10 protein-coding genes and 1 pseudogene are annotated in these 18,628 nt (G+C 36.8%); all 11 read left to right on the forward strand.

What is annotated here, in order from left to right:
• Positions 1 to 32 precede the first annotated feature (32 nt).
• The 11 genes and pseudogenes from GL301_RS01395 (at position 33) to GL301_RS01445 (ending at position 18,495) form a co-directional block, all read left to right on the forward strand.
• Positions 33 to 278, forward strand: a complete 246-nt coding sequence (locus GL301_RS01395; protein ID WP_003728071.1) for a hypothetical protein — start codon at positions 33 to 35, stop codon at positions 276 to 278.
• Positions 279 to 523: 245 nt separating this feature from the next.
• On the forward strand, positions 524 to 4,078 hold the full coding sequence (gene rpoB, locus GL301_RS01400; protein ID WP_003723045.1) for a DNA-directed RNA polymerase subunit beta: 3,555 nt from the start codon (positions 524 to 526) through the stop codon (positions 4,076 to 4,078).
• Between the two features lie 170 nt (positions 4,079 to 4,248).
• Entirely contained in the window at positions 4,249 to 7,854 is a 3,606-nt protein-coding gene (gene rpoC / locus GL301_RS01405) for a DNA-directed RNA polymerase subunit beta' (protein ID WP_003728070.1), read from the forward strand.
• Between the two features lie 75 nt (positions 7,855 to 7,929).
• Positions 7,930 to 8,475 (forward strand): HAD family hydrolase, encoded by a 546-nt coding sequence (locus tag GL301_RS01410; protein ID WP_003728069.1) that lies wholly within the window; start codon positions 7,930 to 7,932, stop codon positions 8,473 to 8,475.
• A 65-nt stretch (positions 8,476 to 8,540) separates the two neighbouring features.
• Positions 8,541 to 10,001, forward strand: coding sequence for a glycoside hydrolase family 1 protein (locus tag GL301_RS01415; protein WP_003728068.1), 1,461 nt, complete (start codon positions 8,541 to 8,543; stop codon positions 9,999 to 10,001).
• A gap of 214 nt (positions 10,002 to 10,215) precedes the next feature.
• The gene (locus GL301_RS01420) at positions 10,216 to 10,659 is read left to right on the forward strand and encodes a hypothetical protein (protein WP_003728067.1); all 444 of its coding nucleotides are present in this window, start codon (positions 10,216 to 10,218) and stop codon (positions 10,657 to 10,659) included.
• Between the two features lie 51 nt (positions 10,660 to 10,710).
• A pseudogene (locus tag GL301_RS01425) lies at positions 10,711 to 12,371 on the forward strand (ATP-binding cassette domain-containing protein).
• On the forward strand, positions 12,368 to 14,143 hold the full coding sequence (locus GL301_RS01430; RefSeq protein WP_010958702.1) for an ATP-binding cassette domain-containing protein: 1,776 nt from the start codon (positions 12,368 to 12,370) through the stop codon (positions 14,141 to 14,143). Before GL301_RS01425 ends, GL301_RS01430 begins: the two are co-directional and overlap by 4 nt.
• Positions 14,124 to 14,528 carry a hypothetical protein gene (locus GL301_RS01435; RefSeq protein WP_003728064.1) on the forward strand — a complete coding sequence of 135 codons (405 nt, stop codon included), beginning with the start codon at positions 14,124 to 14,126 and terminating at the stop codon, positions 14,526 to 14,528. Before GL301_RS01430 ends, GL301_RS01435 begins: the two co-directional genes overlap by 20 nt.
• A gap of 405 nt (positions 14,529 to 14,933) precedes the next feature.
• Complete coding sequence (gene inlH / locus GL301_RS01440; protein ID WP_003728063.1) at positions 14,934 to 16,580, forward strand: InlH/InlC2 family class 1 internalin; 1,647 nt, start codon at positions 14,934 to 14,936, stop codon at positions 16,578 to 16,580.
• A gap of 208 nt (positions 16,581 to 16,788) precedes the next feature.
• Positions 16,789 to 18,495 (forward strand): InlB B-repeat-containing protein, encoded by a 1,707-nt coding sequence (locus GL301_RS01445; RefSeq protein ID WP_003734539.1) that lies wholly within the window; start codon positions 16,789 to 16,791, stop codon positions 18,493 to 18,495.
• Positions 18,496 to 18,628 lie beyond the last annotated feature (133 nt).

Below are 18,628 nucleotides of genomic sequence, written 5' to 3' on the forward strand. Positions count from 1 at the left end.
TGTTTATTTCTATTTTCTATTGACATTGGCTAATGGTTATTGTATTATTATATAATGCCAAAAGAATCGAAACTGTTTTTTTGTGTTTATTATTAAGCGAAAATGCTGTCGGAAATCAAGCATTTGCAATCGATTTTGGCAAAATAGAAGACATAGATGTGGCTTTCAAAAATACAAAACGGTATAAACTTTTTCCGTCTTGTACTGACACTTTTAAGGAAAATTATTTTCTAGGGAGTTTCAGCAATATGAAATCCGCTTTCTTTTTGTCTAAATAGAATATTTTTTGTACGAAAGTTCCACTTATGTTAACTCTGGAAATGCTTCTTGGATGCGTGTTTGCAAGCCAAGATTAGAAACAAAAAGGAAAATTTTGATGCACGGTGTTTAAGCCAGTATATTTTGCACGTAGCAAAAAACTGCTAGCGTCTTAAACCTCGGATACGGAAGGTTCCATTGTTTTCGCAACCATAATTAACAAGTGTGCTTATAAATTTTTTAATTAATTTGAGGGGTGAATAGTTTGTCAGGACATTCAGGACATGATGTAAAATATGGACGGCATCGTACGCGTAGAAGTTTTGCGCGAATCAGTGAAGTACTTGAATTACCAAACTTAATTGAGATTCAAACAGCTTCTTACCAATGGTTCTTAGATGAAGGGCTACGTGAGATGTTCCGCGATATTTCGCCAATTGAGGATTTTGCGGGTAATTTATCTTTAGAATTCATTGATTACGATCTTGGAGAACCGAAATACTCGGTAGAAGAATCTAAGAACCGTGATGCAAACTATGCGGCTCCACTACGCGTGAAGTTGCGCCTAATCAACAAAGAAACCGGCGAAGTGAAAGACCAAGAAGTATTTATGGGTGATTTCCCGCTAATGACTGAAATGGGTACGTTCATTATTAATGGGGCAGAACGTGTTATCGTTTCCCAATTAGTTCGTTCTCCAGGTGTTTACTTCAATGGAAAACTAGACAAAAATGGTAAAAAAGGCTTTGGTTCTACTGTCATCCCTAACCGTGGGGCTTGGCTTGAGTACGAAACAGATGCTAAAGACGTTGTACACGTTCGTATTGACCGTACACGTAAATTACCAGTAACTGTTTTACTTCGTGCACTAGGCTTTGGTTCCGATCAAGAAATTATTGATTTAATCGGGGACAATGACTACTTGCGCAACACGCTTGAAAAAGACAACACTGACAATGCTGAAAAAGCACTTCTAGAAATTTACGAAAGATTACGTCCGGGTGAACCCCCAACAGTTGATAACGCTAGAAGCTTACTAGTTTCTCGTTTCTTTGATCCAAAACGCTACGATCTTGCAAGCGTTGGACGTTATAAAATCAACAAAAAATTACATCTGAAAAACCGTCTATTCAACCAAACATTAGCAGAAACTTTAGTGGATCCAGAAACTGGTGAAATTATCGCTTCTAAAGGTGACATTTTGGATCGTCGTAATTTAGATCAAATTATTCCTAATTTAGAAAACGGTGTAGGTTTCCGTACACTTCGTCCAACTGATGGAGTTATGGAAGATAGCGTACTCGTTCAATCTATTAAAATCTACGCACCAAATGATGAAGAAAAAGAAATCAACATCATTGGTAATGCGTATATTGAAGAAAACGTAAAACACATCACGCCTTCTGATATTATTTCATCCATTAGCTACTTCTTTAACTTGCTACATGGTGTTGGCGATACAGATGACATCGATCACCTAGGTAATCGTCGTCTTCGTTCTGTTGGTGAACTTTTACAAAACCAATTCCGTATCGGTTTATCCCGTATGGAACGTGTAGTTCGTGAGCGTATGTCTATTCAAGATATGACTACAATTACACCGCAACAATTGATTAATATTCGCCCAGTAGTTGCTTCTATCAAAGAATTCTTTGGTAGCTCGCAGTTATCTCAGTTCATGGATCAAACAAATCCACTTGGCGAACTTACGCATAAACGTCGTCTTTCAGCGCTTGGACCTGGTGGTTTGACGCGTGAACGTGCTGGTTATGAAGTACGTGACGTGCATTACTCTCACTATGGTCGTATGTGTCCGATTGAAACGCCAGAGGGACCAAACATTGGTTTGATCAACTCCCTTTCTTCCTTTGCGAAGGTAAATAAATTCGGCTTTATCGAAACGCCTTACCGCCGCGTAGATCCTGAAACAAACCGTGTTACTGATAAGATTGATTATCTAACTGCGGATGAAGAGGATAATTACGTAGTAGCGCAAGCTAACTCGAAATTAGACGAACAAGGTACTTTCACAGAAGAAGAAGTTATGGCTCGTTTCCGTTCAGAAAACTTAGCGGTAGAAAAAGAACGTATTGACTACATGGATGTATCGCCTAAACAGGTTGTATCTGTTGCGACAGCATGTATTCCGTTCCTTGAAAACGATGATAGTAACCGTGCGCTAATGGGGGCGAACATGCAACGTCAAGCAGTTCCTCTTATGCACCCTGAAGCTCCATTTGTTGGAACAGGTATGGAACACGTATCTGCAAAAGACTCTGGTGCTGCTGTAACTGCCAAACATGACGGTATTGTAGAACACGTTGAAGCTCGCGAAATCTGGGTTCGTCGTGTATCTCTAGTGGATGGCAAAGAAGTAACTGGCGGAATTGATAAATATACTTTACGTAAATTTGTTCGTTCTAACCAAGGTACTTGTTATAACCAACGTCCAAACGTAGCGGAAGGTGACCGCGTTGTTAAAGGAGAAATCCTTGGTAACGGTCCATCAATGGATTCCGGTGAACTAGCTCTTGGTCGTAACGTACTAGTTGCATTCATGACTTGGGATGGTTATAACTACGAGGATGCGATCATCATGAGTGAACGTCTTGTAAAAGATGACGTTTATACTTCGATTCATATTGAAGAATTCGAATCAGAAGCTCGTGATACAAAACTCGGACCTGAAGAAATGACTCGTGATATTCCAAATGTTGGGGAAGACGCTTTACGCGACCTTGACGAACGTGGAATTATCCGTGTTGGTGCTGAAGTAAAAGACAACGACCTTCTAGTTGGTAAAGTAACACCAAAAGGAGTTACCGAATTAACTGCAGAAGAACGTTTATTACACGCTATCTTTGGTGAAAAAGCACGTGAAGTTCGCGATACTTCATTACGTGTACCTCATGGCGGCGGCGGAATCGTGCTTGACGTGAAGATCTTTACACGTGAAGCAGGCGACGAACTACCACCGGGTGTAAACCAATTAGTACGTGTTTATATTGTACAAAAACGTAAAATCCACGAAGGCGATAAAATGGCCGGACGTCACGGTAACAAAGGGGTTATCTCCCGTATTTTACCTGAAGAAGATATGCCATTTATGCCAGACGGAACACCTGTTGACATCATGCTTAACCCACTAGGGGTACCATCTCGTATGAATATCGGACAAGTACTAGAGCTACACTTAGGTATGGCTGCTCGTGCTTTAGGAATTCACGTTGCAACACCAGTATTTGATGGTGCGAATGAAGAAGATGTTTGGAGCACAGTGGAAGAAGCTGGTATGGCCCGCGATGCGAAAACAATTCTTTATGACGGACGTTCTGGTGAAGCATTTGATAACCGTATCTCTGTAGGTGTAATGTACATGATCAAACTTGCCCACATGGTTGATGATAAACTTCATGCGCGTTCAACTGGACCTTACTCTCTAGTAACGCAACAACCGCTTGGTGGTAAAGCACAATTTGGTGGACAACGTTTTGGTGAGATGGAAGTATGGGCACTGGAAGCTTATGGTGCTGCTTATACACTTCAAGAAATCCTAACGATTAAATCCGATGACGTGGTTGGTCGTGTGAAAACTTACGAAGCGATTGTTAAAGGCGAAAGCGTTCCAGAACCTGGTGTGCCAGAATCCTTCAAAGTACTCATCAAAGAGCTTCAAAGTCTTGGAATGGATGTTAAAATGCTTTCCGCAGACGAAGAAGAAATCGAGATGCGTGACATGGATGATGACGACTTTACTAATCAAAATGATGCCTTCAATATCGTACAACCGGAAAATGCAGCCGCTGAAAAGACTGAGTAATTCGGTTCGATAATTGAGACTCCAAAACAATAAGAAACAATGATTTGTTTTTTGCAAAATATAAAATTAAGCGATCGCTAAGGCTTTACCTGAAAAGTCTGGGAAGTGTGCGGGAATCCCCAAGCGCTTCCTAAAGCGAATGCTCCAAACTAATTTAGGAGGTTGGGCACTTGTTAGATGTTAATAATTTTGAGTATATGAAAATCGGTCTGGCATCTCCAGATAAAATTCGTTCATGGTCTCATGGTGAAGTAAAAAAACCTGAAACCATCAACTACAGAACGCTTAAACCTGAACGTGATGGCTTATTCTGTGAAAGAATTTTTGGACCAATGAAAGACTGGGAATGTTCTTGTGGTAAATACAAACGTGTTCGCTATAAAGGCGTAGTTTGTGACCGTTGTGGAGTAGAAGTAACGAAATCAAAAGTCCGTCGTGAACGTATGGGCCATATTGAACTCGCAGCTCCTGTTTCTCACATCTGGTACTTCAAAGGAATTCCAAGCCGTATGGGTCTTGTTATGGATATGTCCCCACGTGCATTAGAAGAAATTATCTACTTTGCATCTTACGTGGTTACAGAACCAGGCGATACTCCACTTGAAAAGAAACAACTTTTATCTGAACGTGAATACCGCGTTTACCGCGAAAAATATGGTAAAGGTTTCTCAGCTGGTATGGGCGCAGAAGCAATCAAAAAAATCTTAGCCGATATCGACTTAGAAAAAGAAACAAATGATTTAAAAGAAGAACTAAAATCTGCACAAGGTCAACGTCGTACTCGTGCAATTCGTCGTTTGGAAGTTATGGAAGCTTTCCGTAATTCCGGCAACAACCCAAGCTGGATGGTACTTGACGTGCTACCAGTTATCCCACCAGAAATTCGTCCAATGGTACAACTTGAAGGTGGCCGTTTTGCAACAAGTGATTTGAATGACTTATATCGTCGGGTAATCAACCGGAACAACCGTTTGAAACGCCTACTTGATCTAGGTGCACCAAACATTATCGTGCAAAATGAAAAACGGATGCTACAAGAAGCTGTCGATGCTCTAATTGACAACGGTCGTCGTGGTCGTCCAGTAACAGGTCCAGGTAACCGTCCGCTTAAATCCCTTTCTCATATGCTTAAAGGGAAACAAGGTCGTTTCCGTCAAAACTTACTAGGTAAACGTGTCGATTATTCTGGTCGTTCCGTTATCGTCGTTGGACCTAACTTAAAAATGTACCAATGTGGTCTTCCAAAAGAAATGGCACTTGAATTATTCAAACCATTTGTTATGAAAGAATTAGTTGGACGCGGTTTAGCACATAACATTAAGAGCGCTAAACGTAAAATCGAACGTATGGCTCCAGAAATCTGGGACGTATTAGAAGAAGTTATCCGTGAACATCCGGTATTACTTAACCGGGCGCCTACGCTTCACAGACTTGGTATCCAAGCATTTGAACCAACTCTAGTTGAAGGTCGCGCAATCCGTCTTCACCCTCTTGTATGTACAGCTTACAACGCTGACTTTGATGGTGACCAAATGGCGGTTCACGTTCCTTTATCCGCAGAAGCACAAGCAGAAGCACGTATTTTAATGCTTGCAGCGCAAAACATTTTGAACCCTAAAGATGGTAAACCAGTTGTAACACCTTCCCAAGATATGGTGCTAGGTAACTACTACCTTACTTTAGAACGTGAAAATGCTGTCGGCGAAGGTACTATCTTCAAAGATATTAATGAAGCGCAACTTGCGTATCAAAACGGCTATGTACACTTACATTCACGTATTGCTGTATTTGCTGGCTCGATTCCAAATGAACGTTTCACTGATGAACAACGCAACCAATTATTAATTACGACTGTTGGTAAATTGATTTTCAACACAATCTTACCAAAATCGTTCCCTTATATTAATGAACCAACGAAATTCAACTTAGAAATCGAAACACCAGCTAAATATTTCGTTGATACTACAACAGATGTGCGTGCTCACATTGCTGCACAAGAACTAATCGATCCATTCAAGAAGAAAATCCTCGGTAACATTATCGCGGAAGTCTTCAAGAAATTCCATATTACCGAAACTTCAAAAATGCTTGACCGTATGAAAGATCTTGGTTTCAAAATCTCGACTAAGGCCGGTATGACAGTAGGTATTGCGGATATCTTAACACTTGAAGAAAAACATGAAATTCTTGAAAAAGCACATGATACTGTTGAAAAAATCACTAAATCATTCCGTCGTGGTCTGATTACAGATGATGAAAGATACGAACGCGTTATTGGTGTATGGAATGCTGCCAAAGACGAAATCCAAGGAAAACTGATCTTGAGTTTGGACCGCTTAAACCCAATCTTCATGATGCAAGATTCCGGAGCTCGTGGTAACATTTCCAACTTTACACAGCTAGCTGGTATGCGTGGACTGATGGCTGACCCATCCGGACGTATCGTAGAATTGCCGATTACATCTAACTTCCGTGAAGGTTTAACGGTCTTAGAGTACTTCATTTCTACCCATGGTGCGCGTAAAGGTCTTACCGATACAGCCCTTAAAACAGCCGATTCCGGTTACCTTACTCGTCGTCTTGTTGACGTGGCTCAAGATGTTATCATTCGTGAAGACGATTGTGGCACTGACCGCGGTCTTACAATTAAGGCTATTCGTGAAGGTACTGAAATCATCGAACCACTTGAAGAACGTCTGGAAGGTCGTTATTCTCGTAAAACAATTCGTCACCCAGAAACAAAAGAAGTTATTGCACGTGAAAATGACTTAATTACAGAAGCAATTGCCACTCAAATCGTTGACGCTGGTATTGAAGAAGTAACTATCCGTTCTGCATTCACATGTAATACAAAACACGGCGTATGTAAAAAATGTTATGGTAAAAACTTGGCAACTGGTACAGAAGTCGAAGTTGGAGAAGCAGTTGGTATCATCGCTGCCCAATCTATCGGGGAACCAGGAACTCAGCTTACTATGCGTACTTTCCATACAGGTGGGGTTGCCGGAGACGATATCACGCAAGGTCTTCCACGTATTCAAGAAATTTTTGAAGCACGTAATCCGAAAGGGCAAGCTATCATCACTGAAGTTGGCGGTGAAGTTGTTTCTATCGAAGAAGGTCGTGATCGTCAACAAGAAATCACTATCCAAGGTACAGATGACCGCCGTTCTTACAACATTCCTTACACTGCTCGCCTGCGTGTAGAAGAAGGAACTATCGTAGAACGTGGGGAAGCTCTAACTGAAGGTTCTGTGGATCCTAAAGCCTTGATTCGTGTTCGTGACGTATTATCCGTTCAAGAATATCTACTTGCAGAAGTACAAAAAGTTTACCGTATGCAAGGGGTAGAAATTGGCGATAAACACGTTGAAGTAATGGTTCGTCAAATGTTACGTAAAATCCGCGTAATGGATACTGGTGATACAAACATCTTACCAGGTACATTAATGGATATTCATACGTTTACAGAAGCCAACCGCGACGCTATCTTAAGTGGTAGCCAACCAGCAACAGGTCGTCCAGTTCTTCTAGGGATCACAAAAGCTTCCCTTGAAACTGACTCCTTCTTGTCTGCTGCATCATTCCAAGAAACAACTCGTGTCTTGACAGATGCTGCAATCAAAGGAAAACGTGACGAGCTTCTAGGACTTAAAGAAAATGTTATCCTAGGTAAACTTGTTCCAGCTGGTACAGGTATTGGTCGTTACCGCAAACTGAAATCCGAAGTTATCAAGGAAACAGCTGAAGTAACTGACGAAATCACAAATATTTAATCTTACAAAGCCAAGTGTGCCGTTCGCGTACACTTGGCTTTTTTTGTTATACTCTAGAAAAAGGAGTGAAGTGATTTGATTACACATGTTATTTGGGATATGGGCGAAACATTAAACACCGTACCAAACACAAGATACGACCATCACCCTCTCGATACTTATCCAGAAGTAGTGCTACGGAAAAATGCCAAAGAAACGCTTGAAAAAGTAAAACAACTCGGATTCAAACAAGCAATCCTCAGCAATACCGCAACAAGTGACACAGAAGTAATTAAGCGCGTATTAACTAATTTTGGTATCATCGATTATTTTGACTTCATTTACGCCTCCAATTCCGAATTACAACCAGGGAAAATGGAAAAGCCAGACAAAACTATTTTTGATTTCACACTAAATGCCCTTCAAATTGATAAAACGGAAGCAGTCATGGTCGGAAATACATTCGAAAGTGATATTATTGGTGCAAATCGTGCAGGAATCCATGCGATTTGGCTGCAAAACCCAGAAGTTTGTTTGCAAGATGAGCGCCTACCTCTTGTCGCGCCGCCATTTGTTATCCCAGTTTGGGACTTAGCTGATGTTCCCGAAGCCCTTTTACTATTAAAGAAAATTTCTGCTTGACCTGTAATGCATTACACAGAGTAAACTAAAAAAGTAGAAGAAATTAGCCGGAAGGGGCGAACGAAATGACTGAAGTGAAAAAACAATTTCCAAAAGGATTTTTATGGGGTGGAGCAACTGCTGCGAACCAAGTTGAAGGCGCTTACGATGTAGATGGTAAAGGCCTTTCCACAGCAGATATGGTCAAATTCATTCCAAAAGAAGAACGCACACAAGATCATGCATTAGATGTATCTAAAGCAGAAATCGAAGCAATTATTGCAGGGAAAGTAGAAGGTAGATTCCCTAAACGTGATGGCGTTGATTTTTATCATCACTATAAAGAAGACATCGCATTATTTGCCGAAATGGGCTTTAAAACATTCCGACTATCACTAAACTGGGCGCGTATTTTTCCGAACGGTGATGACAAAGAGCCGAATGAAAAAGGCCTTGAATTTTATGATAAAGTGTTTGATGAATTATTAAAATATGACATTGAGCCACTTGTGACACTTTCTCACTATGAAACACCACTAAATCTTACTTTAAAATATAACGGCTGGGCTGATCGTCGCGTTATCGGATTTTTCACGAACTATGCGGAAACAGTTTTCAAACGTTATAAAAACAAAGTAAAATATTGGCTAACTTTTAACGAAATCAATGTTATTTCACTTAGCGCATACACTGGTGGTGGCGTGCTTTTAGAAGACGCGAAGAATCCACTTGAACTTTCTTATCAAGCAGGACATCACCAATTCGTAGCCAGTGCTCTTGCAACAAAATTGGCGCATGAAATTATTCCTGGATCACAAGTTGGGTGTATGTTAGCGCGCATGGCGACTTATCCTGCGACTAACAACCCAGATGATATCCTAAAAGCACAATACGAAAACCAACAAAATCTATTTTTCACAGACGTTCATGCTCGCGGTGAATATCCAAGCTTCATGAATCGTTTCTTCCAAGAGAACGACATTCACATCGTAAAAGAAGTTGGCGACGACGAAATCTTGAAAGCACATACAGTTGATTTCATTTCATTCAGCTATTACATGTCCCTATCCGCAACAGCTAGCCCAGAAGGCGACCGCTCTGCCGGGAACTTAATGGGTGGCGTGAAAAATGAATACTTGGAGTCGTCCGATTGGGGTTGGCAAATTGACCCTAAAGGCTTACGCTGGACACTAAATGATCTTTATAGCCGCTACGAATTACCACTTTTCATCGTGGAAAATGGCTTAGGTGCTTATGATACAGTGGAAGAAGACGGCAAAATCCATGACGATTACCGAATTGATTACTTGCGCAAACACATCGAACAAATGAAAGAAGCAATTGCAGACGGCGTAGATTTAATTGGTTACACAAGCTGGGGACCTATCGACCTAGTAAGTGCCTCCACAAGCGAAATGTCCAAACGTTACGGCTTCATCTACGTAGACCAAGATGACTGGGGCAAAGGAACATTAGAACGCTCCCGCAAAGATTCATTCTTCTGGTATAAAAAAGTAATTGAGACAAATGGTGAAGATTTAGTTTAATAGAAAGTTAGCAGTCCCGCTTTGGCGGGGCTGTTTTTTATGAATGTAAAAGCGAAGTATTTATCTTTTAGCATGAATTAAATTAAAAAATATTAATAATTAGATAGAAAATTCTAAAATAATTAGGTCTAATTTCTCTTTTGTGTTTTTTTCACAAATCATTGTGATACAATTTTTTGGATGAATGGAGAGCGAACTAGAGGGAGGAAACAACATGAAAAAAACACGTGTCACATGGGCAATAGTTATTGCTATAGCAGGCTTATTAGTTTCTGTGATCAGTTTATCAGTAAACATCACCCAGAATAGATATAATGTTCGAGGAGTGGATTCTAGTTCCCAGTGGAAAACTGGATTTCAAAAAAATCAAACTGTTTGTGCAATAGAAACAAAGAAGCATTGGACAAAGGGCAGTGTGAAGTATGGTGTGAACCAAACTTCTGGAACTGTTAAGACAAAGTATAGTATATACAGCAAAAAAAATAATGATAGGTATGTATTAATGTATAAAGATGGATATACATCAAGAAATAATACATACTACGGGGAATTTTATGGTCACTATGCAGGCGGAAAAGATAAATTTTCATATAAATTAGAAAAGAAAAATAATAAAAATGTAAAATCACAACTTATTGTAGATTTATTCGTAATTTAACAATAACAACAAGGCTCTTCATTCATCTAGAAAATAAAAGGATATATCAATGTGAATATAACTAAAAACGGATTATATATAATTATTGGGGCAAATGGAGTAGGGGAAACAACATTAGCTAAGAAAATACTTCAAGCTAACAGAAGTATTAGTTGCATGATGAAGCAAGATGATAATCAAATATTGGAGTATGAGACGGTTTTAACCAATATTAGTATGAACGAAATCGCAGAAAAAACGGTTATTAATTTTCTGGAAGAACATCAATTAGACTATTTAATAACTAAAAAAAGTAAATTTCTTAGTGGGGGAGAAAAAAGATTAGTTAACCTTCTAAGAGCTATTTTGTCAAATCAAGAAGTATTGATATTAGATGAGCCATCAAATGACTTAGATATTGATGTATTTGAGAAGGCAAAACAAATTATTTATCAAGCGGCAAAATCTAAAATAATACTATTAATTACGCATGATGATCGTTTTACTGAATATGATAAAAAAATAGAAATAAAGAAGAATCAAAGTTATGAAGCAGATAGTTTCAGCTTTAATAAAGAAAGTTCAAAAGCGCGCATTATCAAAATTAAACCTAGAAGGACCTATTTCTTATATATCTTCTATTTAATTTGTATGATGATTTTCGCTATTTTTTTAGTGATTTTACTGAAAACAAATGCTGAAGAAACAAGTCCTTCTAACGAAAAAGGTACATATCAACTTGCTACAATATACAGCACTAATGCTTCTTCTTATGACAATAATGAAGCAATTAATACGATGCTTATACAATCAGCAACTAAATTTAATAAAGCTAAGTTCTTCACAGAAGAAACACGCATTAATGAAGACGAGTATTATGAAGAAGCGATTAATTTGAAAAAAGATACTTATCAAGAGTTAATATATTTAGAATTATATGATCCAAAAACAGAAGAATTTATCAATATTAAAGCTGTAATGATGGAAGCTTTACGTGGAGATTTAAAGTTGAACGCAGAGACAGAATTCATTAGTAATGACGAAAATTACTATAAAAATAGTGATAGTCCATCTTTCCACGTGCCTAAAAGTTTAACTTTAACAGAAATTAAAAAAGCTAAAATTAAGCAGCTAGGATTTGAACTTCATTATAGTAATACTTTGCAATCAAATCAGGTAGAAATAGAATTTAATCCTAGCGTGTATGCGCAAATTTTGAAAAAAGTAAATCAACAAGATGTTTTAATTACAGAAGCATACGTGCAATTAAAAGCTCAAGAATCATTTTATGATTTCTTAGCAGAAAATAAACTATATGCTAAAAAAATATTTATTAAAGGATATGAACCAGAGTTATTAAATGCTGAGGTTAATCAATACAGTAATGCAGTTATGCTGATAAAAAAAGTAGCACTTCTTATATGCTTACTACTCTTAGTATTATTAATTTTACTAATTATGTATGAGGTTAGTTATAAAAATAGTTATAGTACATTGACTTATTATGGCTATAATGAAAAAGAGCTACTTCAATTCAGAAAAAAACGTATCTTATTACAAACTTTAAAATCTTTTCGGTTATTAGTACTGTTATTTTTCTTTTAATTATGTGGAGTATTGTTCATTCGGTACTTATTACCGCCATAATAGGTGTAGTAATGATATTTTTCTTTTTTGCCTACATCGTCATACCATTAATAATTAAAAACAACATTAGAAAGGCGATTATATGAATAAAATAAATAAATTTAGCATTTTTTCTATCACTAAACCAGGTATTTACACAATTACAGGTAGTAACGGAAGCGGAAAAACAACCTTTATTGAAAATGAATTAAAAAATAACACAAATAAAGTAAAAGATGTAGCTTACTTTGCGCAAAAAAATTGGAAATATAAAACTAGTGTAGAGAAATATTTACACTTCCCAAAAACTAATCCGAACTTAATTCAAAAGTATTGCGAGTTGTTTTCTGTAGATAACTACTACTTAGAAAAAGATATCCAATTATTAAGCGGCGGAGAATTTGTCAAAGTAGAATTAGTGAGAACATTAGCTTTGGACTCTTCTATAATTATTCTAGATGAACCTACAAATAATCTAGATAACAAGTCCTCGGAGATACTTGCTAATATTTTAAGTGAATTAGCAAAAACGAAAATTATTTACTTAGTTAGTCATGATACTCGATTGGAGCATTTTTTTGATAAAACTATTTTTGTAGATAAAGATAGGATAGAAGTATCGTCTAATGTTGAAATAGAGCAGAACGAGATTCAAGTTAATAGTAAAAGAGTTGTTTCAAATGGAAGAATTTTAAAATATTTACTTAGTTCAAAATTTAACTTCTTGATGTTTGCGTTTATTATAGTACTAACGATCTTATTAACCAATATTACCTCCACTATTATTTTACGATCAGTTCCAATAGAAGAGAATTTAACTAGTGATTATAACTTTGAGTTGATGGATATTGCGGAGAATTATTCTAGATATTTTAATATTGAAATGACGGAAAGTGAAATTGAAGATGAATTTCAGGAACCTAATCATCTCACTACAAATGAGTTGATTGAATTACAAGACAAAGACTATATCAAACAAATTTATGTTGTAGATGAAAGCTATATAAATGAATTTGTTTTGGATAATTCCAAGTTTGAAGTTTTGGCTCTTCCGGAAATAATTACAGACTCGCCTAACTATGTAAATGCTTTTCCTGTTACTAAAATGCACTTAACCAAAGGACGTTTTCCAAAAGACGATGCTAAAGAAATCGCGTTATCTTTTGCTCAACGGAAAAAATTTTTCCATGATGATATTAGTGAAGAATCAGCTATAGGTAATAAATTAGAATTTGAAAATGAGTTGTATGAAATAGTCGGTATCGTTAACTCTCCAGTAGCAGCGATCTCTTATTCGAAACAAGTGAGTAAAGGAACTGTTGAGGTTGAGGATAAGACTTCTGAGAAATTAAATAATATATTGTTAAAGCTTGAGAAAGAAAATTATGATAACCCTAATTTTTCTATTATTTCCATTAAACTAGCTAGTAAAAACCAACATGAACTCTTAAACTATTTAAAAGTTCATGGACCAAGCTACCAATATGCCTCAAATTATGTGGATAGTATTTCGCAAGTAGCTTTTTATAAACAAAATTTAGCAAAAATACTTCTTATATCAGTAATTTTTTCTCTTATAGTATCTGTGTTGATTTTTATTTTTGGAAGAAAATCATTTAGTTTAATTAATGGCTTTTTAAACGATATGTCTAATTTGAATTTTACACCGAGAAAGAATAAACGGTTTATTTATGTAATAATGATATTAGATTTTTTGTTGAGTATGCCTGCGTGCTTGTTAGTAAGTCGAGTTATTATTGGGGATAATATAGGTATGCTAATGATTCTTCCGACACTGGGGGGTTCAGCTATCATGTTTATGCTCACATTACTATTAATGAGTTACCGGGATAAGAAGAATGATTTTAGAAATTTATAAAAGTTGGGTTATAGTCTTAGTTTTGCATGAATTAGCCCACATTTTCTTTGTCCTACTTTTTAAGGGAAAGATAGGTAAGGTAGTAATAGGTAACTTTTTCTTCCTTAATGTAAGAAAAGTCGCTATTTCACCCATTGTCATTAACTGTTCTGTATCTTATGAAGAAGATTCAAATTGGGGATTAGGAAAGCAAGCACTCATTCTATTGATGCCTGCCGTTATTAATTTGACAATGGGAATATGGATAGGGTTTGATTTTATATTTATAAAGATTTTTAGCCTATTTATTGCTATAAATTCCTTATTACCAATTCCTTACTTACAAACCGATGGCTATCTTATGTTTAAGGAGATACAAAAAAGAGCTGTTTTCAAAAAAAATTAAGTTTTTTTATACGTTAGTAAGATAAGTAACGTAATTTGTTGCTTGTCTTTTTTTATCGAATCAGAATAAACTGTTGCTTCCAACAAAAAAACAATCCACACGGCACTGAACAAAAATATTCAATTAATCGTCACATCTTTCGCACAGAAGGGTCTAATGCGGGAAAAAGTGGTAGGAATCTTCTGTTATAATTATTCACCAAAGGCTAGTAATGTTTTACGCTAAACCATCCAAAATAATGCAGCGCTGAGGTGTATTCGACACCGGATTATATACTCAGTCAAATTATAAGAAGGCAAAAAAGTAATCCCTTTTTTTGTTAAGTAAATCTAAAAAAGGGTATCTAATATTAACGATTTATTTAGAACAATTAATGGTTTTAATTTAAATAAAAGGAGAGAGACTATGAAAAAACGATGGAATTCTGTATTTAAACTAGTTTTAATGGTAGCTGCTATTCTCGGTATTAGTCTATATGTAACGACAAGTCAAGGTGCGGAGGTTCGCGCGGAAAGCATTGCGCAGCCAACCCCAATTAATGTTATTTTCCCTGATCCGGCTCTTGCGAATGCAGTTAAAACAGCGACTGGAAAATCTAATGTAACAGACGCTGTTACGCAAGCAGATTTAGATGGAATAGCTACTTTATCAGCATTTAATACTGGAGTAACAACGATAGAAGGAATACAATACTTAAATAATTTGATAGGGTTAGAACTTAAAGATAACCAAATAACTGATTTAACTCCTCTTAAAAATTTAACGAAAATAACAGAGCTTGAATTATCTGGAAATCCGTTAAAAAATGTGAGCGCGATTGCTGGGTTACAAAGCATTAAAACGCTAGATTTAACTTCTACACAAATTACAGATGTGACTCCACTTGCAGGTCTTTCCAATTTGCAGGTATTATATTTGGACCTCAATCAAATAACCAATATAAGTCCGCTCGCAGGACTAACTAATTTACAATACTTATCAATCGGAAATAACCAAGTAAATGATTTAACCCCACTTGCTAATTTATCTAAACTAACGACTTTAAGAGCTGATGATAATAAAATAAGTGATATTTCGCCACTTGCGAGTTTACCTAACCTTATAGAAGTTCATTTGAAAGATAATCAAATTAGTGATGTCAGCCCACTTGCTAATTTATCGAACTTATTTATAGTCACTTTAACAAATCAAACAATTACCAACCAACCCGTGTATTATCAAAATAATCTTGTCGTTCCTAATGTAGTAAAAGGTTCTTCTGGCGCGCCTATTGCACCTGCTACTATTAGCGACAATGGAACATACGCTAGTCCAAATTTAACATGGAATTTAACTAGTTTTATTAATAATGTTAGCTACACGTTTAACCAATCAGTCGCTTTCAAAAATACAACGGTTCCTTTCAGTGGAACAGTTACCCAACCATTAACAGAAGCTTACACTGCGGTTTTTGATGTGGATGGAAAACAAACAAGTGTGACAGTCGGCGCGAATGAATTAATTAAAGAACCAACAGCACCAACGAAAGAAGGTTACACATTCACAGGCTGGTATGATGCCAAAACTGGCGGGAATAAATGGGATTTCAGCACGGACAAAATGCCAGCAGAAAATATCACATTGTATGCGCAGTTCACGATTAATAGCTATACTGCCACATTTGACAATGATGGAAAAATAACGACGCAAAAAGTCACTTATCAAAGTCTGTTAGAAGAACCAGCAGCGCCAACGAAAGCAGGTTATACGTTCAAAGGTTGGTACGATGCTAAAACGGGTGGAACTAAATGGGATTTTGCTACTGGTAAAATGCCGGCGGGAAATATTACACTATATGCCCAATTCACTAAAAATGATAGCCCAAATCCAAATGATCCAACTCCTAATACCCCAACAGGAAATGGTGATGGTACAAGTAATCCAAGTGATTCAGGCGGTAATACCACACTTCCAACAGCTGGGGACGAAAATACTATGCTTCCAATTTTTATCGGAGTTTTCTTGTTAGGGACAGCAACGCTAATTCTCCGCAAAACAATCAAAGTGAAATAACAACAAAAACAGCTGCGGTTTATAGTTTCTTTATAGACTTCAGCTGTTTTTTGTTAATAGGGGAATTCATCTAAATGTCACAACTAATCAATAATGAGTCTAATTCTAGTGATTAAACGAAATTTGATTAAGTTATAATGAAATAATTCAGCTATGAATACATACACAGTCCTAAGAAATAGAATAATATTATAAAGGAGATAAGTTAATGAAAAGAAAAAAAACAGCATTACGTATCTTGGTAACTCTGGCTGTAGTAATGGCAATTAGCTTTTGGGTAGGGACTAGCTCAAAAGAGGAAGTACAGGCGGCAGTAATTGATCAACCGACGCCAATTAATGAAATTTTTACAGATGAGAATTTAGCAAACGCAATAAAAGCAACTTTAAATAAACCTAGTACTACATCTGACGTTTCACAAGCAGAGCTAGATTCTATAAGTGAAGTAACGGCAGAAAGTAGCAATATAGCTTCTTTAGAGGGGGCGCAGTATTTAAATAATATAGATACATTAATTTTAAATAATAATAAAATAACGGATTTAAATTCACTTGCAGGACTATCTAAATTAAGGATATTAGAAGCAAATGACAATCAATTAAGCGATATAAGTGCACTAGCAAATGTGACAAGTCTGCACCAATTAAGATTAGCTGGAAATCAAATAAAACAGTTAAATGGAGTTAGTAATTTAATCAATCTAGAAACCATAGAACTAAGCAACAATCAAATAACGGATATAAGCCCAGTTTCAGGTTTGAAAAACTTAATTGGTCTTGGAATAGATTATAATGATATCAGTGATTTAAGCCCAATTGCTGGCTTAGCAAAGTTAAGTCATTTAACTGCAGACAATAACCAAATAAGTGATTTGAGTCCTATTTCAAGCTTAGGGGCTATGGAAATTATGCGACTAGATAAAAATCAAATCAGTGATGTAACCCCAATTGCGAATTTGGCTAATTTAAGCTATGTATTTTTAGCTGAAAATCAAATCAGTGATATTAGTTCTTTACAACCACTTTTTAATTCACCTAATTTTTTTGGTATTACTTTAGACAATCAAAAAATAACGAGTGAACCAGTATTGTACCAACAAGAGCTTGTGGTCCCTAATAACATTAAGGATGAAATGGGAGCATTAATCTCACCAGATACAATTAGCGATAATGGTGTTTATGCAAGCCCGAATATTAAGTGGAACTTGGCTAATTATACTAACCAAGTAAGTTACACATTTAATAAACAATTAGCACAGGGTTCTTTTAGCGGAACAGTGACCCAACCACTTCACAATGCTTATACAGCGACATTTGACGTAGATGGAGTGAAAACAAATGAAGTAGTGGAAGAAACGAAATTGCTTCAAGAACCAACAGCTCCAACGAAAGAAGGATACACTTTCACAGGCTGGTATGATGCGAAAACTGGCGGGAATAAATGGGATTTTGCGACAGACAAAATGCCAGCAGAAGACATCACATTATACGCGCAGTTCACGATTAATAGCTATACAGCCACATTCGATATCGATGGGAAATTAACGACGCAAAAAGTCACTTATCAAAGCTTGCTAGAAGAACCAGCAGCGCCAACGAAGGATGGCTATACGTTCATAGGTTGGTATGATGCTAAAACAGGTGGAACTAAATGGGATTTTGCGACAGACAAAATGCCAGCTGGAAATATAACGCTATACGCCCAGTTTACTAAAAATGCCACCCCAGATTCCAATGACCCAACAACGGTTACCCCAACAGGAAATGGCAATGGGACAAGTACCCCAAGCAATTCAGGTGGAAATACCACGCTTCCGACAGCTGGGGACGAAAATACCATGCTTCCAATTTTTGTAGGAGTTTTCTTGTTAGGAACAGCAACGCTTATTCTCCGCAAAACAATCAAAGTAAAATAACAACAAAAAAACAGCTGAGGTCTATAGTTTTTCTATAGATTTCGGCTGTTTTTTTATTAGCAAAGAAATTCATCTAAACGTCACAACTAAAACGGTAACAAGTCTAATTTTAGTGATTGAATGAAAACCTACT

This window comes from Listeria sp. LM90SB2, assembly GCF_028867355.1.
In the GTDB taxonomy this organism is placed as follows: Bacteria; Bacillota; Bacilli; order Lactobacillales; family Listeriaceae; genus Listeria; species Listeria monocytogenes_B.